The following is an 18,028-nucleotide window of genomic DNA, read 5'->3' as shown; positions in this document are numbered from 1 at the left end:
CCTAAATGCCGAAAGCAGCGAAAGTATCCCGCCGCTTCGTCTCGATACGGTTGGCAACCTCATCCGGATCCCAACCGACGTTGCCCTTGAAGATCACGTCACCGCGGCTGGCAGCGTCACGCCGGAGCGCAAGCGCATGAATGTCAGCCCACTGCTGCGGGTTCAAGATCGCCTCAGGCTGTCCCGTCCGGTTGACGACCTGCGAGACGCCCGGAGGCAGGATGCCCCCAAGGTCATACAGGGCCGGGTCACCCACCGCTGATCCCTTGCCGCCGCCTGTGATGACGTCAGCGACCGTACTGAACAGCTTCTTGCCGACGCCGATAGCGAGGTCAGCGATGAAACCGGCAGCAGGGAACGCCGACTTGAACTGTGCGAGCAGCCCGTCGATGATCCCGGCGAGCGGGTTGAAGCCGCCGCCCGACGGAATCCCCGGCACGCCCAGATAGCCGTGCGGGTCGATATCGTTGGGCCAGCCGCCGGCGAACGTGCCGAAGTGCAAGTGCGGCCCGGACGTGATGCCGGTGTTGCCCGACAACGCGATCTGCTGCCCGGCCCGCACCATCTCACCAACCCTCACAGCCATCGAGGACAGGTGAGCGAACCACGTCTGGATGCCTGAACCGCCATCGACGTGGATCTCATTGCCGCCCCAAACACCCGGGGCCGCAATGCCAGGACCGGACCAGCTAACGCGGCCGTTCTCCGTCGCGAAGACCGGAGTGCCCACCGAGGCGGCATAGTCGACGCCCTTGTGCACCCGGTTGTAGCCCTGAGTCTCGACCATCTGCTTGAGCGGATTCACGAAGCCGCCGTTGGCATAACCGGCCAGCGAGTCCGCCAAGGCGTAGAGGTTCCGCACACCAGCTCTGCGGGTCTGTGCCTTGGTGAACACAAACTCGCCGCCGTGAACGATGCCCGCGGGCTCGTCCTTGCCGCCGTTGCCCGTGTAACCGCCGTTCATGAAGCCCGGCCCGGCTTTAAGCCAGTCCGGAACCGCCACGTCAGGCAGTCTGTCGACGTTCGGCAGGTGGTCAGCGAGCCAGTTGAAGCTACCAATCAGGCCCTCGTTGATGACCTTTTCGATGACGAAACGGACCGGCGTTTTTGCCACCTCAAGCAGCCCGTTCCAGAAGGTTTTGACCGCTTCAACGCCGGTTTTGAAGGCATCCGGGATCGTCTGCGTTATCGCCGTTGTCAGGAAATCGAAGACGGGTCTGATGACGTTCTCCCAAACCGACTTGATCGCCGAACCGATGCTGTCAAAAACCGGCTTCACAGCGTTGCTGTAAAGCCAGTTGAACGCGTTCGGAAGGATGACCGTGAACCAGTTCACCCACGCATCAAAAACGGGCTTGAGGATGTTCGACCAAACCCAACTAATCGCGGTACCGATGGCATCGAACACCGGCTTGATGACGTTGTTGTAGAGCCACGTGAAGGCCGCCGGGAGGATCGTTCCGAACCACAGGGACCAAGCGTCCACAACCGGCTTGATCACGTAGTCAGAAACCCACTGGATCGCAATACCAATGGCATCAAAGACAGGCTTGATGGCGTTGTCATAAAGCCAGTTCACCGCCGCCGGGAGGGTCACTTGGAACATGTATACCCAGGCGTCGACCGTGGGCTTTATGACGTTCAGCCAGACCCAGTTGATCGCTGCACCGATCCCGTCGAAAACCGGCTTGATGATCGACTCGTAGAACCACGTGAAGACCGCTGCCAGTGTGTCCCGGACGAAACCGACGGCGCCATTGAAGACCGCAACAGCCCCGCTCCACCAGCCAGCGATGGTCGAGCCGATCCCTTGGAAAACCGGGACCATGATGTTGTTCCACCACCACACGAACAGGGGTGCAAGGATGTTCTGAATGATCGAAACGACAACTTGGAAAATGCCCCGGAAGAGCAGATAAAAACCGCCCAGGACAACTGCGGCGCTGTCGAAAACCGGCTTCAGGATTTTAGTATAAAGCCAGCCGAAAGCCGCGCCGACAAGGCCGACCGCGAACGAAATCCCGTCGAAAATCGGTTTTATGACCGATTCATAAACCCACGTGATGGTCGCAGCGATCCCGTCGAAGGCTGGCTTTATCCAGTCCGTCCACAGGTACGTGAAGAAATCGCCTACGGCTTGAATGGCGGACTGCCATGCTGGCACGGCCGTGCCAGTGAACCAGTCGACAACAGCAGCAATGACGCTCTGCACCCACTGGAAGGACGTCGAAACGGCGTCGGAAATCCAGCGCATTGCAGCATCGACGCCGTCGCGGAACCAGCCCACGTTGTTGTAGGCCCAGACGAAGGCGCCGACGAGCGCGGCAATAATCCCGATGGCCCAGCCAACCGGACCCAGTGCGATGAACCACGCAGCCGCGATCTTGACGGCCTGAACAGTGGCTTGGGCAGCCATAACGATCCAGCTGCCGACGATTGAAGCTTTCGCGACGAGCATTGCGGCCACGGCCTTGACCGCGTCCCACTGATACATGAGCCAGATGGCGGCAGTAATAGCGCCGGAATTGATAGCGGCCGCCGCTAGGGACACCCAGCCGGCCACCATGACAGTCACAGCCCAGGAGTGAGTAAACGCGCCCTTGACGGCCGCGCCCCTCGCTATTCCCCAGGCGAGCTTCTGCTTGGCGGCGGACGCGAGCGCCTCCACGCCCAGCGAGATCCAGTGCGGAATCAGGGCAGTGATGATTAGACCAGCAATGATGCCGATTGGCACGCGCATGTCCCACAGGAACTTGGCCACGTCGGCCCCAGTCGAGATGACCTTGCCGAGCGCGTCAGGAATCTTTAGGACCATGTCGCGGACGGTCAGAAGGAAGTCAACGAAACGGGAATCCTCTTCCCAGCCGAACGCCTGCCGTAGCTTCCCCGTGTAGTCGCCCCCGACGATCAGGTCATAAAGACCCTTCGCGCCGTCGCGGACCTTCAGAAGGAAATCGACCAACTGAGAATCTTCCTCGACATGGAAAATCTCGCGAAATTTGGACGTGAAATTCCCGCCAACAACCAAATCCCAGACTGCCTGCGCGCCGGAAAGGGCCTTATCAAGGAAGGTCCCGATCGCCGCGCCCGCAATCTTCGCGCCCTCTTCGAGAGGCTTCAGCCAGTTGATTGCCCCGGCGAAGAACTGCTGAATTTTCGGGTACACGCCGGACAGCAGTGAGGCGCCGATGCGGCCAACTGAGGCGATGGTGTTCTTGAACGCGCCCCGCAGGGTTTCGCCTGACTTGAGCGCAGCCCCACCGAGACCCTTCTCCATGGCGTTCTGGAAGGTCTCGAAATTGATCTTGCCTTCGGAGGCCAGCTTCACAGTTTCCTCGGCGGACTTGCCGAGCTCCTTGCCAAGCAACTGGATAATCGGGATACCAGCGTCATTCAGCTGGGCGATAACGTCGCCCTGGATCTTGTTGGACGCGCTCACCTTGTTGAAGATGGCCCCCATTTCGCCCATTCCGACACCTGCGATGGTCGCCGCGTCGCCAGTCAGTCTGAGAGTTCTCTCGAGATCCTTGCCCGGCTTCACCCCAGCAGCGACGGCACCAGCAGCGACCGTCGCGGCATCACCAAGGCCAAAAGCTGTGCCCTTCACGGCAGCCATGGCGTCGTTCATGATGCCCTGCACGGTTTCAGCCGAGTGGCCTAGGCCGCTCAGCTTGGCCTTGGCCTCCTCGATTGCCTGGAGCCGTCCAAAGCCCTTCGCGAGGGCCGTACCGAAGGCCGCGCCGACAGTCAGCCCGCCGGCGATCCCAGCAGCCTTCATGGTCCCGGACATGAACCCGCCAACAGCGCCAGTCAGCTTGCTGCTGAGGCTCTTACCTGCGCTGTCACCAGCACTACTGGCGGCCGCGTCGAGCTCCTTACCAACCTTCTTCTGGAGGTCCTTGAAAACCGGAACCACAAGGATGTCGGCTACACCGATCGTGGGCATGGGGCCTCCAATATTCAGTTGGTCAGATGTCCTCCGGAGAGAATCCGAACTGCTGGACGAACATCTCGGCCCAGTTGCGTTCCGCAGCCTCGACGGCGCGGTCAATCTCGGTGTACGGGGCAGGGAACGGCGTCTCTTCGCCGGGCTTCCCGCCAGCCGCTGCGATGCTGACCTGCCGCAGGCCTTTGACGGCGTGCAGGATCTCGCGCAGCACAGTGATGTTCAGGTCATACTCGGAGATCTTGGGTGACCAAGGATCGGCGTCATCCTCACGGCGTGACAGTCTCTGCTCAGCCAAGATGGCGGCCATTTCGGGATCGTTAGCGATCGCCTCGTTGAGCCTGCAAGCAGTGGGGAGCATGTCGATTAGCTCAAGCAACGCAACCCACCGCTTAGCCCGGAACCACTCCGCAAGGTCCACGCCGTACTCCCGTAGAAGGTCGGCGCGGATCTGCGGACGGTAGCGGCGGATCAGCTCTTCGAGGCGGCGTCTTCCCCCGGGGTGCCGACAGTCTGCTGGTAGTAGTTCATGACGCGCTCAACGAGGGCGGCGTGAACGCGCAACGGCAGACGGGCCGCAACATACGCTTCGTAGTCGACCTTCGAAAGCCACTGCTCCAGCAGCGAGAAATCGGTTCGATCGGCGCCCTCGAACTGGTCGAAGAACTCCTTAGCCTCGACGGCGGGCATGTCGTACAGGTCGGGGAACGTGATGCGCTTCCCGCTCTTGAGCGCGAGCACGAACGGCTCCGGCTTCGCGACCTCAGCTTCGAGAGCAGCAAGGGTCAGACTGATGTTCGGCTTGTCGTTAGCCATGGTGGTACCTCCGGGTGTGAGGGTTGGTTACTTGGTGGACTTGGCGGCGTCGGCTTTGGGGGCCTCAGCCTTTTCTTCGGTGTAGCCGTCGCGGCGAAGCTCGGCGGCCTCGGTGGCTACTGCGGTTTCGACGGCGTGTTTGCCATTTTTCGAAATGAAACGGGGCATTTTTGACTCCTAAAACTGGCGGGTGTGTGGTGGAAACGGTGCGCGTCGCCACACCCGGAGAGCGACGCGCACCGTGCTTGAGGGGGTTAGGTTCCGGCGGTGAAGCCGAGGGCCGTCTTGGCCTTCAGGGCTCCAGTGCCGCCGATGTAGTGCTTCACCGGGACGCCGATCTCGGAATCCGTGAACACGTCGAAGGTGTACGCCTGCTGCACCGGGTCACCAGTGCCCCACTTCTGGGAATCCGTGGATGCGAGCTTCACGGAACCGTATCCGCGGCCAAGGATCCAGTTGTCAGCGGCCGGACCGTCGTTGCCCAGGATCAGAAGGCGGTACTCCTGACCGACCGGCAAGTCCGGCTCGTCAAAGACGATCTCTCCGCTCGTCGCCGACTGGGTAACCGCCGAAAGATCGGTCCCGTACGTCAGCTCGAGCATGTGCTTCCGACCGGTTTCCAGCGCGGTCATCTTCACCGAACGCGCGACGGTGTCAATGTCGGAGCGGACAGGGCCGGCATAGCCAAGCGCGGACACGTCAGACTTGCTGATATCGCGGCCGAACTCGAAACCATCCGGGGTGACCATGCCAACCGGGAGATAGCCCAGTGCCTTGAGGTCGATAAGGGCCCCGCCGACGCCAAACAGGCTCGCGGGCAGTTCAACGGACTTCGGTGCCAGGAATGCTACGGCCTTCTGGATCTTGCGGATCAGATTTCGGTCGTCGGCTTCCTGCTGAATCGTGGCAAAAGTTGGCATGACAAAAGACCCCTTTCAAGGGCTCAGAGTTGGTTAGATCCCCGAACGGGGCTAGATCGGCCGGGACGTTACAAGGAAAGTCGCTACGGCCTTATTGAGAGTGTCCGACTGGTAAGGAACGTCGGCGGACGTGATGTCCGCCTCGATACTGTCGATGAACCCTGACGGGGTGTCGATGTCCGTGCCGATGATCGAAGCACTGATAGAAACCAGCGTGCTCACAGCCTGCTGGCCCGGCGCATAAAGCTCAATCGTGGCCCGGTCGACCTGGTCCACGAACCCGCGGGTTCCACCGCCGGAGTAGACAAGCGCCAACGGGAAGGGGCCCTTGAGCGCCCCGTACGAATCGGCCGGAAGCTGGTAAACAACCCTCACCGGCTTGCCGAGGTGCTGGGCGCCGTCGATCAGGTCAAACAGCACCTCGCGGGTGTCCGGGAAGACCAGCGCATCAATCATCTGCCCCTCGCCTTCATCGACTCGGCCACGCGGAGAAGGATGGCGTCCCTTGTGTCGCGCCAGTCCCGCCGGAACTCACGCACCACGGCCCCGGCCCGGCGATTGTTCGCCCAGCCAGCCGTCACCGTCGCAGGGGCTGCCTCGTAAGTGCCCCGGCCCACAGCCTGAGCATTACCTGCCAGCCGCTGCGCCGCAGACAAAGTTGCCGCAGCGACCGCTGACGACGTCCCAAGATCCTTGAGCCCGGCATCATCAGCCATGTACGACTTCGAACCGGGTACTTTGTGCAACCCCATCAGGCCATCACCAACCCAACCTCGGAACCATACGGCCACTCGCCCGGGCGGCCCTCCACAGACCAAGTGCCGGCCATGCGCGCACCCTCAGGGACGCGCACACGGTCGGCAGGCAGGAACGTGAAGCCAGGATCCCGGTAAAGAACAGCCTTCGAATCAACGACGTCGGACCGGTCCAGCGGTTCGGCCGTCGCACGTGGGGCAATAATGCAATCCGTCACCGGGATCTCAAAGGACGGCAAAGGATTACCCTTCGCGTCACGGCCACCACCACGGAGCACCACAACATCAGTGCGCCACTGCTTCGGGAACCGTTTCACAAGGGACCGGCCCGGGGTGGAGTAGTCCGGGAATGCAAACGCCATACCCATCAGGCGCCTCCCGGGTGAATCGTCCACGCCTTACGCTGCGGACGGGACTTAGCAAGCAGCCGCTTGTCAGCAGCAGTCATGTAGACACTGCCATCAGGGTTCGCCATCTTGCCGCCCATAGTGAACGGCCCGGCACCGAACTGGAATGACTCCATCCCCGCCGGCGGGCTGTTCTCTTCCTTCGGCTCAATCGCCCGCTTGACCATGCGGCAGACAACGAGCCTCGGAATATCAGGATCAAGGCCGCCGTCCTCGGCAGGCACCATGAGGCGACCGTCAACATCCGGGTAATTACCGCGGACCTCGACGGACGCCTCATGAAGCTTCTGTTCAGCGTCCGCTTCGTCGGCTTCCGGCAGCGCCGACCAGTGAGCACGGAGGTCATCCAGCGTCGCGTAGTCGGCTGCCATGACTAGGCCTTCCGGGGACGGCCGCGGCGCGGAGCCGGTGCGGTGAAGTCAGGGGCGTCAGCGGTTGCAGCCGGGTCGACGTCGTCGCTTTCGTCGGTGTCGTCGTCACCTTCGCCTTCGCCGTCCTGATCGTTGTCACCGGCGCCTTCTGAGTCAGACCCGTTGCCTTCCTCATCGCCAGCCGGGGGAACATTCGGCGCGGTGAAGACAGGGACCTCGTCAACGGCCTCCGGTTCAAGGCAATGCTTGCCGACGAGACCTTCAGCCCACTCGGGCAGCTCGTCACCCGGAGCGAAATGCACGGGCCCAGACTCGCCATGAACAAAAACATGTGCGGCGAAAGTCGCCATCTTGACTCCTAAAGATTGGGGCCGAACGGCACCCGGGCACAGGCCCAGGCGCCGCCCAGCGGTCAACTAGAGAACCTTGGCCACGAAGCTCAGGTTCGCGTTCGCCAGAACGGGAAGGGCGATGGCATCCGAGACAACCTCGGCGATCATCGGAGGCTTCTCGTTCTTGTACACGCCGACGACGACGCCGGGCTGTTCGGACGGCTCGATGGAGTAGTTGGAATCCATCGAGGTCAGCGTCTGACCCCAGAAGGTTGCGCCCATCTCGGACTGGCCCGACTGCGGATCAACCGGGGCCGGCAGGAACAGGAGCTTGTCATCCGCGATCACACGGCCACCAGAAGTGGAACGGTCGTAGATGAACAGCTCCGGCAGGCCAGCAGCGGTCAGGAGGCCGCGCACGTCAGATTCCAAGCCGGGACGGGTAGCGCCGTTCGCCAGCAGCGTGGCGAACTCCTTGCCAGCGGCCAGAGCACGGAACACGCGGCGGGACATCAGCATGCAGCCCGGGACCGTGCCGTTGTTCGTCACGGAGTACACGTCCGACCATGCGTTCAGGTCGCTCAGGCGCGACACCGTCGGATCGGACCAGAGCGACGCTGCCGTGACGCTATGGGTGCCGGAGCGTCCAAAGTCGTCATCGGAGATGAAGTTGGCCTGGTTGATGGTCGCCTTGCCCGTGGCCAGAACGGTGCCGCGTAGACGCTCGATACGGTCGGCGACGGCGCGGGCCGCGTTCGAGATCTCCTTGAAGATCGAGTCGCGGATCACCTCATCCGGCGAGTTGCGCAGCAGTAGCTGGTCGTACTCCGAGACCGGGCGTCCTTGGCCGAGGGCGGGCAGGTCGATGGTGACGCGCTGACCGGATGTGGAGCCGGCCATTTCCGGCTCCGCGTCAAAGGCGCGGAACGCTGCTTCCTGTACGAAGCCGGCCTGTCCCTTACGGAATCGAACCGAGAGGTCGGAGACCTCGGTGTTCGGAATCCAGCGGGCCAGAGAGGCCTTGTTTACTTCGAGGTCAGACAGGGCGGCGCGAGCGTAGCCTGTGGCCTCGGCGGGGGTGATGAGATCAGTCCAAAGCATAATCAGTCACTCCTTTCTTAGATGTAGACAATGGTCGTGGCGGACAGCTTCGCGGCTGCCGCAGGCTTCACGAAGGTTCCCGGAACCTTCGCGGCAACGACACGGCCGTGGTCCAGTAGCGGGGCGGCAACGTTGGTCTGGCCCTCCACCTGCAGGTCGAACAGGATGTGTCCGGCGAGGATGCCGGCTCCCGTCACGGTGGCCTCCGTGGCGTCGTAGGGGACAAGAACGCCGCCCACCTTTGCCACGGGCTGGCCGGAACGGAGGTAACCGTCCGGGAAGTGGGTTGCCTTGGTGAAGGCGGCGACGCTGACCGTCTCGGTGCGGGCATTGCCGATGGCATGTCCGGAACCAAGCCAGGCAAGGTTTCCGCTGCCGTAAGTTTCAGTGCGAAGACGAGGCATGATGGATCCTTTCTAGGACTTCTTGTTGTGTTTGGCCGCGTAAGCGTCGCGGCCGGCGGCAAGAGAGCCGCCAGTAGGGTTTTGATCGCCGGAGCGGTTGCCGGATTCGTGCACCGGGCCACCCTTAGGGGCCTTGCCCTCGGCGCGGGCATAGAGTTCGGAGAGCTTCTTGGCAGAAGCGAGGTAGCTGGCCTCGTCAGTCCCGGTCACAAATTCTTGGTATTCCTTCGGAACGGGATGCTCTGCCAATGCGGCGAGACGTGCGTTAGTGGCCTTGAGCTTCGCGTTCTCGGCCGCCTGGTCGTCTCGTTCCTTCTTTGCGCGGTCGATCTCGGACAGTTTGGCGTCCTCCGCGGCCTGAATTTTCGCCTCAGCATCAGCGGCCCGCTTCTCGGCAGCAGCTCGAGCATCGCGCTCAGCCTGCAAGGCCTTGATGCCACCCTCGCCAAGCTTCTCGCCGGCCGTCTTCGCGGCATCTGCGGCCGCAGCGTCAGCCGCAGCCTTTGCCGCGGCGTCGGCGGCTGCTTGCGCAGCAGCTTCCGAGGTGATCTCCATGACGGCGTTGCCGTAGCGCGCCCGGTTGAACGCGAACAGCTTTTCGAGCCCGCCGGGAGCAGTTATGTCGATACCGTGGGGAAAATTCTTGCTCAATTCGAACTCCTTCTGTGGATGCCGCATCGCACGGCGAATAACCCTGCCCGCATCGCACGGAAGGGAGAGTGTAAACCGCCGGAGCGGTTAGTGGATGTGGACTCCGTCGTTGACGATGTCCGGGTGAAGCCTGCGGAAAGCAGCGCTGATGTCCTTGAGGTCACCGGAGGCAGACTCGGCGCGGGCTGCCTCGTACATGGCGAGGTAGTCATCCGGCAGGTAGCCCGGAGGGTAGTCCTCGGCACTCGCTATGCGGGTCGGTATGCAGTCGCAAAGTCCGTGATACCTATGACCGGGACCGCCGGCGGCCTTCTCCGATCCGTAGACCGCGTCCCGCGAGGCCAGCACGAGGCACCACGCGCACGTCTTAGCGCCGGACGGAACGCGGGCCCATCGGGCACCTTCACGCTTCGCATTGGACGCTATGGCGTCACGACCCGGCTGCTTCACGTACTTGTCGGCTGCCGTAAGCAGCCCGCCAAGCATCGCGGCAGGATCAGGAGTCCACAGCTGCCCGGCTAGGTAGCGAACTTTCGCCTCCACTGCCGATGCTGGAATGCCAGCGGCGCCAGCAGCAGCCCGGAACACTCCAGCAGCGCCCGAAGCTGCCCGCAACTCGTCGTAGTAGTCCAAGGCCAGGGACTCGGCCACCGAACCATACTCAGACACCAGCAGCGGCACGAACTCCAGCAGAGCATCGCGCACAGCTTCCGGCTTTGCCAGATTCAGCGTGCCAAAGAAGCTGGCCAGCTCATCCAGGACCAGCTTCGAAAGCCCGGCATTAGCCGCCCGGAACTGCTCAATAACCGGATCCGCCACGACTAACCGCCAGAACTGAACACGGGAGCCGGTGACGCCTTCGAAGCGGCCACCAGAGCATCAAGACGAGTCGAAGCCGCCGCGCGCTTCGCATAGGCAAGGTTCCGCTCAATCTGCGACTTAGTCAGCCCGTATTCCTCCATAGCAACCTCAGGGTCACCATTCGGGAATGCCTGCGTGTACTTCAGGGCCGCGTCAGACCGGGCCGACCGAGTCGGCGTGCCGGCATCCGCAAAGTGAGCCTGCAAGCCGCGCAACTCGGCCGCCATGGCCGCCGTGATCCCGCCGTACTTGACGGCCAGGATCGTCCGGGCCAGCGACTCGTGAGCAATCTTGTAGCTGATATCCCGCTCATGCTCAACCATCGCAACCATGTCCGACTCAGAAGCCAGAATCGCGTCAGCAGAAGACGGATTGTCATGGATGATGCCGAGATAACTGACCGGGATGGACAGCTCACTGGACACCATCAGCCCAATGGTCTTCAGCATCTCGGAATGCGGTTGCATAGATGCCTGCTGCAACTGCTTGATGTCCGGGCGAACAAGCTTCTGCTCGTCCTCATCAAACGTGTCAGGCAGTGCCCAGATACCACCGATCAGAGCCTCGAGAGGCGAAATGCGCCTACCATCGGGGCCGGTGAAATGCGCCTCGTCAGCGCCCAGCAATGCCCGCTGCGGGGCAGAGAAAAACTCGGCAGTAACTTCCTGCCGCAGCATCGTCCGCACGCCGCGATCGATGTAGCCCATGAGGGGGCGCGTCACCCTGGACCGACCAAATGGGCGGGACAGGGACCAGCCCCAGATGTACGGCACGCACGGAACGAAGTCCGGCACGCCGTCAATCTCCTTGGTGACGATCCAACCGTTCACCGTGGACTCGACCCGCAACGTCTTACCCGGCCGGTACAGCAGCGCCACAGTCGCGGAAACCATCTCCAACGCCAGCATTACCCGGTTCGTCCGGGCATCAACCTCGGCCGTAGCCTCAAGTGCCGTGCGGGCCGCGACGATCACGTCAGGCTCACCCAGTGCGGTGTCGCCCGGGGTCACGAAAACGAACGCCACCGAATGCTGAAGCGACGACTCAATCGCCATCCGTTCCACGGCGCCAAGGTAGTTGTCCTCGAAAGTCGCGTTGACCTCATCCAGCAGGGTAGACGGGCGAGGGAGCGTGAACCCGTCAGGGCGGATCCGTGACGCCGGAACCTTGATCCCCTTATAGGCCCACCCAATCGGCGTCTGAAAGTCGACCATATGCGGCGGAACCGAAAAGCCGATCTTGTCCAAACGCTTCTTATCGTCCACATACTGGGCGCGAAGCTTATTGCGGGACCCTTTCCGCCGAATAGTCGAAAGCATCCGGTAAAACGCCGCCGACTCCTCAAAAGAGAGCTTCCGAACCACATCATGAACAGCCACCAGCGTCACCCCTAACCAACAATTGCGTGTCTCTGCTTCCTCTCAGAAGCTGGGAGACGACGTTTAGCAAACTTGACCGCGCCGAAATGTGCGCACGTGATAGAGACGATGGGAGACAGATCAACGTCCAGGCTCGGACGGTTCCACTTGAACGAGCCCGGACGGTTCTTGATCTGATCCTGAACCGTGTTCTTAGCCGAATGATCAAGATGCTCCTGCCCAAAATGAGTGATCGCCGGATGCTTCTCGACGGCCTCACGCAGCATCACGCAGGCCTGCGAATACTCATTGGCGTCGAGAATCCGAACAAGCATCTTCTTGTTCTTCAAAGCGGCCTCAAGGATCGGACGCGCCGGAGAGTAAGCATCGATCACGACAGGAACGTGGCGCTTGGCTCGCGTCCACAACCAATCGACAAGGGCCGAAGTACCAGCCTCATCAAACGGCGCATCAGCAGCAACCTCCAGGTGCACACCACCATCATCAGAGAACGTCGCCACGCCTATCGAGACCTTCGTCCGCTCAGGATTCATATCCACGCCATAAGCAGCAACTGGCCACTCAGGATCAGGATTCTCAATGGCCAAGTCATCCCACTTCTTCGCAGTGAACGCCAGCTTGCCGAGCGAGATCTCATCCCAAATACCGAGCGCCTCACGCATAAACGAATCAGGAGAAAGTTTCCGACGCATCCGAAGCATCGCCGCTTCCTTCGTGCGCTGAGGATACGAAGGATTCGCCTTCCGCCACTGGGCACGATCATCAGGATCAGCCTTAGGATCAGCGCTGAACTCGATATACAGAGCATCAGGAGCTTCGCCATTCAGGGCAGCGCGGCGAGCATCCTGAAAGATCTCAGACGGGTCAATCGGCTTCGGAGGCGTGCCAATCATGATCGTCAACGCATTATCTGAAGCGTTCTGCGCCGGAATCATGTCATCAATAGAGCGTTCCGTGAGAATCTGAGCCTCATCAAAAACCACAACATCAAGCTTCGTGAAACCACGCCCAAAGCCGCGCTCCCGGGCACCAAAAACGACGCGCGAACCGTTCTTGAACTCGATCTTCTGCTCACTGCCGTTATCCGGCGTGCGATCAATATGTGGCGCCATTGTCGGCGTCGCAGCCATCGACTTCATGCCATCGAAGGTCTCATCAGCAGTCGAAGCGCGGTGCGCCGTCCAAACCACCGTCAAGCCGGGATAGATGATGCACAAGGCAAAAACTATCCAGCCGATCATGAACGTCTTGCCAACCTGGCGAGGAATACTGATCGTCACGCCACCGACAGTCGTCGCATACAGCCCATCAGCACCCTTGGACAGGATCAGTTGAGCCGAGCCCTGCTGCCAAGGGTCAAAGGTGATGCCGAGCTCGCGGCAGGTATCCCGAACCGCCGGCCAGCCGGTTGAAACAATCCCTTCCGGAACAATCACATGGCGGGCGGACTCAAACAGCGTAGGGGTCGAATGCCTCATCATCAGTCTCAGCCGCCTTGCTCAGATCATCACCCTCGGCCGCCGTCGAGAGCTGATCAATCTCCTTCGAGATCTCACGCACCTGCCGCGTCAGCGCAGCCAGGTCACGGGCCAACGTATTCTCGCTCTCCATATGCGTCACCAAAATGAGGCGTATGGCCTTCAACTCATCGAGACGCGTTCCATGCTCAGTAGCCTCACGCAAAGTCATTGCACGCGCAGGGACGTCAAACTCCGTAGCGATTCGCACCGGAGACAATTGCTTCCTCCCGGCCATAGGAACCACCTCCTAAACTGTGGAAAAACCCTCGCCCATCTGTGGAAAACGGCCCATGAGCGAGAATGCGCTAATGCCGTGGGTGCGAACTGGAGGCCCCCGGGGAGGGGACCCCCGCCTGGGTGCCTATGCCACTCGGAGGTGACTCACTCGGTTCAAGACAGGGTGGGTTGGCGCCATTTCGGATATCGCCTTTTCGAGCTCTGCGATGCGCGCCTCCAGTGAGTTGCGCGTGATCATTTCTGCAGTGTTCTCACGGTGGGTTACCGGTTGTAGGTGATCTGGATTGACACACGACGAGTTGGCGCATGCGTGGTGTGCGGCGAGTACGCCGAGCGGCTTGCCCTCGCAAGCCTCGATGACTAGTCGGTGGACCTGCAAGTACTTGTCTTTGAACTTGATGATTGGATAACCGCGTTTGAGTTGGCCTTGCCACTCCCAACATCCTTCGTCGTTGATGACGACTTTGGCTTGGATGCCTGCGATGAACCGTTCGTAGTTGCGGTCCTCGTACCCTGCCCGTATTTCCGATCGAAGGTCTCGCTTGGGCTGAGATGCAAGGTGGGCTCGCTCTGCTTGAGCTTGATCCCTGCGACGTGCGCGCTCAATCTTGGGGTCTGGATTCCCCTTGCGCTGCCACTCCGGAACCTTGTTCTTACACTCGCGATGCAGCGTAACGAGGGCGCCTCTGCTGCGCGCCATCGCTTCGCCGCAGTGCCCGCATGTGACGATCGGCTGCTCCTGACGCTTCGTCGCGTTGTAGTCGGCCATTCGTTCTCGTTGCCCGGCTTTGCATTTCTCGCAGCGGCATCCGCCCTTGTAGGCGTTATGCGACCCGTGGACCGGATTGGCCTTGCGGCATTGATTATGCGCGGCCTCACCCTGGGGCTTGGATGTCTTGGTCTTCTGCATTGGCAGATTGCAGATGGCGCACATGAGCGACATACTGGGCATATCGAACTCCTAGAAAGTTCGGTCGCGCTCCCGGATTGTTGACGCAATCGCGGGAGCTCTCTATTTGGTTATTGGGTCACCAGCGCCGGCTGGTCTTGAGCGGCTTCGCGGCCAGGATCGTAGCTGTGCTTGGGGCCGGACGGTTGCCTTTGGAAATGTTGCAAGTGCGGCAAATGACACTGAGATTTTCGATGGTGTCTTGGCCGCCTCTGGCGTACGGGACGATGTGGTCCGGTTCGGCACTGTTTGGCAATCTGCCTCGCTGATAGTCGAGCAGGACTCTGCAGTGCGGGCAGTGGGTCAGGCCTTGGGCTTGGGCGAGGCGCAATGCCTTGGCTCGAAGCTTCTTCCATTGACTGGTGCCTGTGCGTGAGGTTGCCATTGCTCGCCGCCTTGGTGTTCTCCGGTGTCGGAGCAGGCAAGGCCATAGCAGGTCCGCGAGAGCAGCGGTCCCGGCGTTACCTTCGTTCCGTGGGTGCGCTTGGGCGCCGTGGGTGACGTTGACTCCGGCACCGGAAAGGTTGTTCCCGCTCGCCCTGCTCGCGCATGTTTGTTGGTCAGGGGCGGGAAGTATTGGCTCCTGCATGGAGTAGGCGCGTAGCATCGCCTCGTTCTTAGGCTCCAAGGTGGCGAAGTCTTCCCGGAATACCGATCGATGATCCGGGTTCGCCAGTTGACTCCCTAGCTGCATGGTAAGGACATGCCCTTGTACCAGCTCGGAGCCTCCATGCAGGAGAGCGGAATGCAGAGGAGTCGAACCCCTACGGTTTCCCGTCGCCCGGTATTCGACACCGGCGCCCCACCACTGGGGCGTTACATTCCTTGCCAGAGCCCGCCGCGGCCGGCAAGGCTAAGGGGTCTTTTGATCGACCGTGGCAGCAGTTGGAATCGAACCAACCGTGGACTGATTTACAGTCAGCCCTGGCACCTTGCCTCTTCTACTGCCGGACAGCGCTGTTACGGGCGCCTCCCGGATGGTTGAGCCATCATGCTTTGTGTGTTCCCGCAGGATGTCCTTGGCAGGCGCATGGGGTCGCCCGGCGCATCCTTCGTTGGTTCCTTGCCTGACGTTGACGGGTTCACGGGGTGGTGGATGCTTGGGTCTTGACGCATCTACCGGACGAGGAACCATTTTGGTTCCCGTGGGCTGGCAGGACTCGAACCTGCTGAGCCACCCGTATGACTCAGCCCTCCCGCCGTTCATGTCCGGCGGGCTATGAAGTTGTGGTGTGCGCGCCCGCAGTGGATTTGGGCACGAAAAAAGCCGAGCGCTTAGAGCGTTCGGCTTGGTTGCGGGTACGTCAAATACGCCGCTTTGCCACACTTTACGGGACTGGCTGGCCGGTTGCAATTAGGTACGCGGCGTAGGCGAGTCGCAGGTGCTTGTCGCAGAGCTGGATGCTGATTCCGTCCGGGATGCTCCGGTCGCAGTTTCGGTACTGGCATACGCCGTCATCGTTGTTGTAGTGGAGGTGTTTCGCGTTGCTCATCTGTGATCCTCCTTTCTGGTTTGGTGCCATGCGGCTAGGACTTCGTGTGGATGGTAGGTGGGTGACGGTTCACGTTCAGCGGCTGTGAGCTTCCCTCGTCGTGCCCAGTCGCGGATTTGCTGGGCGTTGATGATGATCCCGGTCTTTTCTCTGAGCCAGGGCACGAGTTGGCGGGTGGGCATTGGTGGTGCGATGCCTTTGATGCGCTCGCGGTTTGCTGCATGGTTCACGGGCGGTTCTTCGGGTCCGCTGACGAGTAGTTCGGCTTTGGTGATCCAGTCTCGGATGAGCCATGCGATCCCGGCGGCCCGTTCGTCGCGTGCGTAGTCCTTGGCGCAACGGCCGACGCTCTTGAGGTTTTGTTGCAGCTGGAGGGCGTCGAGGTTGATGGGTGCAGCGCTGCCGGGTTTGCCACCGGCGTTCCATCCTGCGTTTGCAGGCCGGACGTGGTCGAGTTTGGCGATGGTGACGCCCAGGGTTTCGATGAGGACGTCCACTTTGTCGAGCCAAGCTTGCAGGTCGCGGACGCAGTGGGTGCACAGGTAGGTGTCAGTGTGGTTGAGGCAATCCTCCGTGGTGCATTCATGACTCATCGGCTGCCTCCGGCTTCGAGTTTCTGGATTTGCATGCGGAATCCGGTGGTGACTCTGACGGGTGTTCTTGGGTCGATGTCGTGGTTGAGGGCGTTTTGGGCGAATGCGAAGACGTCGCCGACGGTCATGCCGGCTTTCTTGTCGTCGGCTGCGTGTTCGATCTTGATGTTGCTCATGGCTGCTCCTGGGTGATGGTGATGTCGAGTCCGCTTAGGTTTTCGGCCCAGACTTTGCGGACATTCCAGTGGACGATTCGGGCATCGTCTTTGATGACTTTGGATTTGGTGAGGGCGTCGCCTACTGCTCTTTGGAGCTTGTCGAGGTCTGGTGTGCCGGCGGGTGCGTCCGGGTACTTAGTTGTGCGGGGTTTGGGCAGCCGGATCTCGCCCGCAATGGATACTGGCCCGTCGATGGTCGTCCAGTTGAGTCCGGCAGCGGCTCGGGCTGCTCCTTCGACTGCAGCGCGCCAGGCGGGCAGCTTCTCGTCCATCTCGACCATGACGATCTTCCGGCCACGCTTGAACGCTTTCTTGCTGCCTTGGCTGGCGGGGAGACCGTAGGCGACGACGCGCAGCGAGCTCATCGCCCGCCCCACTTTCGCCGGTCCCGACGCAGCGTGGGGTCGCGTGGGGTGTTCGGTGGCAGCGGGATCTGCGCGAAGCTCATGGCCTCTAAGGCATCAAGTGCAGACTTAGCCTCGGGGAGCGGCGCGTATTTTGCCGCAACGGCTGCGCTTTCTCGTTCGACAGCCGCCTTCGAGGCGTAGCCGGACCCAAATGCCGCAATGATTGGCGCGAAGGTAGCCGTCAAGCCGGAGCCCAGCAATGCCACGATGTGCCCGAACCCTCGCTCGTGCCGGTGGCATGCTTCGATGGCCCGGAACTGGTCGGGGTGCGTCAGTCGGACTTCGCAGGGTTCGCAGGTGTACGTCCATCGGGCTTTGCCTTCTTTGCGGTTCACAGCGTTTTCTCCTTGCGGTCGTGGATGTTTCGTACGAGTTGCTGGCCTTCGACGTCGTTGAGCATCACGTTCAGCGGGTCGGCGAGTATGAGCTCGTCGGGGTGGAACCAAAGCGGGTGCGATTCGAGGTCGGCGATGTGGAATGCTCCGGGCGCTTCATCGTGGACGGTGCCGGTTTGGTCGAACCAGCGGCAGGGTGTGGCGATTACGCGGACATGATCGCCGATTTTGAATTTGCTCATTGTTCGTCGCTTTCTTCTTCGAGGATGCGCAGTAGGACGTCGCGGGCGATTGGTGTCATTTCTTCGGGGTGTAGGAGTTTGATGGCCGCTT

25 protein-coding genes and 2 tRNA genes are annotated in these 18,028 nt (G+C 61.3%); all 27 read right to left on the bottom strand.

What is annotated here, in order from left to right:
- Nucleotide 1: 1 nt before the first annotated feature.
- A complete protein-coding gene (locus tag A3M3_RS29495; protein ID WP_028265938.1) occupies nucleotides 2–3,946 on the bottom strand; it encodes a peptidoglycan DD-metalloendopeptidase family protein in 3,945 nt (1,314 codons plus the stop codon).
- 22 nt (nucleotides 3,947–3,968) lie between these two features.
- On the bottom strand, nucleotides 3,969–4,367 hold the full coding sequence (locus tag A3M3_RS0108235) for a hypothetical protein (RefSeq protein WP_028265937.1): 399 nt from the start codon (nucleotides 4,365–4,367) through the stop codon (nucleotides 3,969–3,971).
- Nucleotides 4,368–4,417: 50 nt separating this feature from the next.
- On the bottom strand, nucleotides 4,418–4,762 hold the full coding sequence (locus tag A3M3_RS0108230) for a hypothetical protein (protein WP_028265936.1): 345 nt from the start codon (nucleotides 4,760–4,762) through the stop codon (nucleotides 4,418–4,420).
- Nucleotides 4,763–4,789: 27 nt separating this feature from the next.
- Nucleotides 4,790–4,930: a hypothetical protein gene (locus A3M3_RS27985; protein ID WP_155854332.1), complete on the bottom strand. Its 141-nt coding sequence runs from the start codon at nucleotides 4,928–4,930 to the stop codon at nucleotides 4,790–4,792.
- Between the two features lie 86 nt (nucleotides 4,931–5,016).
- A complete protein-coding gene (locus tag A3M3_RS0108220; protein ID WP_028265935.1) occupies nucleotides 5,017–5,682 on the bottom strand; it encodes a hypothetical protein in 666 nt (221 codons plus the stop codon).
- A gap of 51 nt (nucleotides 5,683–5,733) precedes the next feature.
- Nucleotides 5,734–6,138 (bottom strand): hypothetical protein, encoded by a 405-nt coding sequence (locus A3M3_RS0108215; protein ID WP_028265934.1) that lies wholly within the window; start codon nucleotides 6,136–6,138, stop codon nucleotides 5,734–5,736.
- Nucleotides 6,135–6,398, bottom strand: a complete 264-nt coding sequence (locus A3M3_RS0108210) for a hypothetical protein (RefSeq protein WP_155854331.1) — start codon at nucleotides 6,396–6,398, stop codon at nucleotides 6,135–6,137. The genes A3M3_RS0108215 and A3M3_RS0108210 overlap by 4 nt, the downstream gene beginning before the upstream one ends.
- Nucleotides 6,399–6,433: 35 nt before the next feature.
- Nucleotides 6,434–6,799, bottom strand: coding sequence for a hypothetical protein (locus A3M3_RS0108205; RefSeq protein WP_155854330.1), 366 nt, complete (start codon nucleotides 6,797–6,799; stop codon nucleotides 6,434–6,436).
- A gap of 5 nt (nucleotides 6,800–6,804) precedes the next feature.
- Nucleotides 6,805–7,215, bottom strand: coding sequence for a hypothetical protein (locus A3M3_RS0108200; RefSeq protein WP_028265931.1), 411 nt, complete (start codon nucleotides 7,213–7,215; stop codon nucleotides 6,805–6,807).
- 2 nt (nucleotides 7,216–7,217) lie between these two features.
- Nucleotides 7,218–7,565, bottom strand: coding sequence for a hypothetical protein (locus tag A3M3_RS0108195; protein ID WP_028265930.1), 348 nt, complete (start codon nucleotides 7,563–7,565; stop codon nucleotides 7,218–7,220).
- 66 nt (nucleotides 7,566–7,631) lie between these two features.
- A complete protein-coding gene (locus A3M3_RS0108190; protein ID WP_051423036.1) occupies nucleotides 7,632–8,648 on the bottom strand; it encodes a major capsid protein in 1,017 nt (338 codons plus the stop codon).
- 17 nt (nucleotides 8,649–8,665) lie between these two features.
- Nucleotides 8,666–9,052, bottom strand: coding sequence for a hypothetical protein (locus tag A3M3_RS26900; protein WP_051423035.1), 387 nt, complete (start codon nucleotides 9,050–9,052; stop codon nucleotides 8,666–8,668).
- A gap of 12 nt (nucleotides 9,053–9,064) precedes the next feature.
- Complete coding sequence (locus tag A3M3_RS26895; protein WP_028265928.1) at nucleotides 9,065–9,703, bottom strand: hypothetical protein; 639 nt, start codon at nucleotides 9,701–9,703, stop codon at nucleotides 9,065–9,067.
- A gap of 87 nt (nucleotides 9,704–9,790) precedes the next feature.
- Nucleotides 9,791–10,522 carry a VG15 protein gene (locus A3M3_RS0108175; protein WP_028265927.1) on the bottom strand — a complete coding sequence of 244 codons (732 nt, stop codon included), beginning with the start codon at nucleotides 10,520–10,522 and terminating at the stop codon, nucleotides 9,791–9,793.
- A 2-nt stretch (nucleotides 10,523–10,524) separates the two neighbouring features.
- Nucleotides 10,525–11,943 carry a phage portal protein gene (locus A3M3_RS0108170; protein WP_155854328.1) on the bottom strand — a complete coding sequence of 473 codons (1,419 nt, stop codon included), beginning with the start codon at nucleotides 11,941–11,943 and terminating at the stop codon, nucleotides 10,525–10,527.
- An 11-nt stretch (nucleotides 11,944–11,954) separates the two neighbouring features.
- A complete protein-coding gene (locus tag A3M3_RS0108165) occupies nucleotides 11,955–13,424 on the bottom strand; it encodes a terminase (RefSeq protein ID WP_155854327.1) in 1,470 nt (489 codons plus the stop codon).
- Complete coding sequence (locus A3M3_RS28805) at nucleotides 13,393–13,554, bottom strand: hypothetical protein (protein ID WP_155854326.1); 162 nt, start codon at nucleotides 13,552–13,554, stop codon at nucleotides 13,393–13,395. The genes A3M3_RS0108165 and A3M3_RS28805 overlap by 32 nt, the downstream gene beginning before the upstream one ends.
- Before the next feature lie 270 nt (nucleotides 13,555–13,824).
- On the bottom strand, nucleotides 13,825–14,652 hold the full coding sequence (locus A3M3_RS0108155) for an HNH endonuclease (protein ID WP_028265923.1): 828 nt from the start codon (nucleotides 14,650–14,652) through the stop codon (nucleotides 13,825–13,827).
- A gap of 76 nt (nucleotides 14,653–14,728) precedes the next feature.
- Nucleotides 14,729–15,034 (bottom strand): HNH endonuclease, encoded by a 306-nt coding sequence (locus tag A3M3_RS28465; RefSeq protein WP_051423031.1) that lies wholly within the window; start codon nucleotides 15,032–15,034, stop codon nucleotides 14,729–14,731.
- A 356-nt stretch (nucleotides 15,035–15,390) separates the two neighbouring features.
- Nucleotides 15,391–15,474 (bottom strand) — tRNA-Ser (locus tag A3M3_RS27975).
- Between the two features lie 51 nt (nucleotides 15,475–15,525).
- A tRNA-OTHER gene (locus tag A3M3_RS27970) sits at nucleotides 15,526–15,598 on the bottom strand.
- Between the two features lie 379 nt (nucleotides 15,599–15,977).
- Nucleotides 15,978–16,142 (bottom strand): hypothetical protein, encoded by a 165-nt coding sequence (locus A3M3_RS27965; protein ID WP_155854324.1) that lies wholly within the window; start codon nucleotides 16,140–16,142, stop codon nucleotides 15,978–15,980.
- On the bottom strand, nucleotides 16,139–16,735 hold the full coding sequence (locus tag A3M3_RS0108140; protein ID WP_028265922.1) for a hypothetical protein: 597 nt from the start codon (nucleotides 16,733–16,735) through the stop codon (nucleotides 16,139–16,141). Before A3M3_RS0108140 ends, A3M3_RS27965 begins: the two co-directional genes overlap by 4 nt.
- Nucleotides 16,732–16,911, bottom strand: a complete 180-nt coding sequence (locus tag A3M3_RS0108135; RefSeq protein WP_028265921.1) for a hypothetical protein — start codon at nucleotides 16,909–16,911, stop codon at nucleotides 16,732–16,734. The genes A3M3_RS0108140 and A3M3_RS0108135 overlap by 4 nt, the downstream gene beginning before the upstream one ends.
- Nucleotides 16,908–17,318 carry a RusA family crossover junction endodeoxyribonuclease gene (locus A3M3_RS24270; RefSeq protein WP_051423029.1) on the bottom strand — a complete coding sequence of 137 codons (411 nt, stop codon included), beginning with the start codon at nucleotides 17,316–17,318 and terminating at the stop codon, nucleotides 16,908–16,910. The genes A3M3_RS0108135 and A3M3_RS24270 overlap by 4 nt, the downstream gene beginning before the upstream one ends.
- Complete coding sequence (locus tag A3M3_RS0108125) at nucleotides 17,315–17,695, bottom strand: hypothetical protein (protein WP_028265920.1); 381 nt, start codon at nucleotides 17,693–17,695, stop codon at nucleotides 17,315–17,317. The genes A3M3_RS24270 and A3M3_RS0108125 overlap by 4 nt, the downstream gene beginning before the upstream one ends.
- Complete coding sequence (locus A3M3_RS0108120) at nucleotides 17,692–17,937, bottom strand: hypothetical protein (protein ID WP_028265919.1); 246 nt, start codon at nucleotides 17,935–17,937, stop codon at nucleotides 17,692–17,694. Before A3M3_RS0108120 ends, A3M3_RS0108125 begins: the two co-directional genes overlap by 4 nt.
- Between the last annotated feature and the right edge of the window lie 91 nt (nucleotides 17,938–18,028).

Origin of the sequence: Arthrobacter sp. MA-N2 (assembly GCF_000517125.1) — a bacterium.
GTDB lineage: Bacteria > Actinomycetota > Actinomycetes > Actinomycetales > Micrococcaceae > Arthrobacter > Arthrobacter methylotrophus.
The sequence above is the reverse complement of the archived record's forward strand: the minus strand, read 5'-3'. Positions and strand labels throughout refer to the sequence as shown.

What these genes read in the sequence shown, in the direction of transcription:
- A3M3_RS28805 (WP_155854326.1), bottom strand. Translation starts at nt 13,554, where the DNA reads ATGGAGAGCGAGAATACGTTGGCCCGTGACCTGGCTGCGCTGACGCGG.
- A3M3_RS0108155 (WP_028265923.1), bottom strand. Translation starts at nt 14,652, where the DNA reads ATGCCCAGTATGTCGCTCATGTGCGCCATCTGCAATCTGCCAATGCAG.
- A3M3_RS27985 (WP_155854332.1), bottom strand. Translation starts at nt 4,930, where the DNA reads ATGCCCCGTTTCATTTCGAAAAATGGCAAACACGCCGTCGAAACCGCA.
- A3M3_RS27965 (WP_155854324.1), bottom strand. Translation starts at nt 16,142, where the DNA reads ATGAGCAACGCGAAACACCTCCACTACAACAACGATGACGGCGTATGC.
- A3M3_RS0108215 (WP_028265934.1), bottom strand. Translation starts at nt 6,138, where the DNA reads ATGATTGATGCGCTGGTCTTCCCGGACACCCGCGAGGTGCTGTTTGAC.
- A3M3_RS0108165 (WP_155854327.1), bottom strand. Translation starts at nt 13,424, where the DNA reads ATGATGAGGCATTCGACCCCTACGCTGTTTGAGTCCGCCCGCCATGTG.
- A3M3_RS0108120 (WP_028265919.1), bottom strand. Translation starts at nt 17,937, where the DNA reads ATGAGCAAATTCAAAATCGGCGATCATGTCCGCGTAATCGCCACACCC.
- A3M3_RS24270 (WP_051423029.1), bottom strand. Translation starts at nt 17,318, where the DNA reads ATGAGCTCGCTGCGCGTCGTCGCCTACGGTCTCCCCGCCAGCCAAGGC.
- A3M3_RS0108230 (WP_028265936.1), bottom strand. Translation starts at nt 4,762, where the DNA reads ATGGCTAACGACAAGCCGAACATCAGTCTGACCCTTGCTGCTCTCGAA.
- A3M3_RS29495 (WP_028265938.1), bottom strand. Translation starts at nt 3,946, where the DNA reads ATGCCCACGATCGGTGTAGCCGACATCCTTGTGGTTCCGGTTTTCAAG.
- A3M3_RS0108195 (WP_028265930.1), bottom strand. Translation starts at nt 7,565, where the DNA reads ATGGCGACTTTCGCCGCACATGTTTTTGTTCATGGCGAGTCTGGGCCC.
- A3M3_RS0108220 (WP_028265935.1), bottom strand. Translation starts at nt 5,682, where the DNA reads ATGCCAACTTTTGCCACGATTCAGCAGGAAGCCGACGACCGAAATCTG.
- A3M3_RS0108205 (WP_155854330.1), bottom strand. Translation starts at nt 6,799, where the DNA reads ATGGCGTTTGCATTCCCGGACTACTCCACCCCGGGCCGGTCCCTTGTG.
- A3M3_RS0108190 (WP_051423036.1), bottom strand. Translation starts at nt 8,648, where the DNA reads ATGCTTTGGACTGATCTCATCACCCCCGCCGAGGCCACAGGCTACGCT.
- A3M3_RS0108135 (WP_028265921.1), bottom strand. Translation starts at nt 16,911, where the DNA reads ATGAGCAACATCAAGATCGAACACGCAGCCGACGACAAGAAAGCCGGC.
- A3M3_RS0108200 (WP_028265931.1), bottom strand. Translation starts at nt 7,215, where the DNA reads ATGGCAGCCGACTACGCGACGCTGGATGACCTCCGTGCTCACTGGTCG.
- A3M3_RS0108140 (WP_028265922.1), bottom strand. Translation starts at nt 16,735, where the DNA reads ATGAGTCATGAATGCACCACGGAGGATTGCCTCAACCACACTGACACC.
- A3M3_RS26900 (WP_051423035.1), bottom strand. Translation starts at nt 9,052, where the DNA reads ATGCCTCGTCTTCGCACTGAAACTTACGGCAGCGGAAACCTTGCCTGG.
- A3M3_RS0108210 (WP_155854331.1), bottom strand. Translation starts at nt 6,398, where the DNA reads ATGGCTGATGATGCCGGGCTCAAGGATCTTGGGACGTCGTCAGCGGTC.
- A3M3_RS28465 (WP_051423031.1), bottom strand. Translation starts at nt 15,034, where the DNA reads ATGGCAACCTCACGCACAGGCACCAGTCAATGGAAGAAGCTTCGAGCC.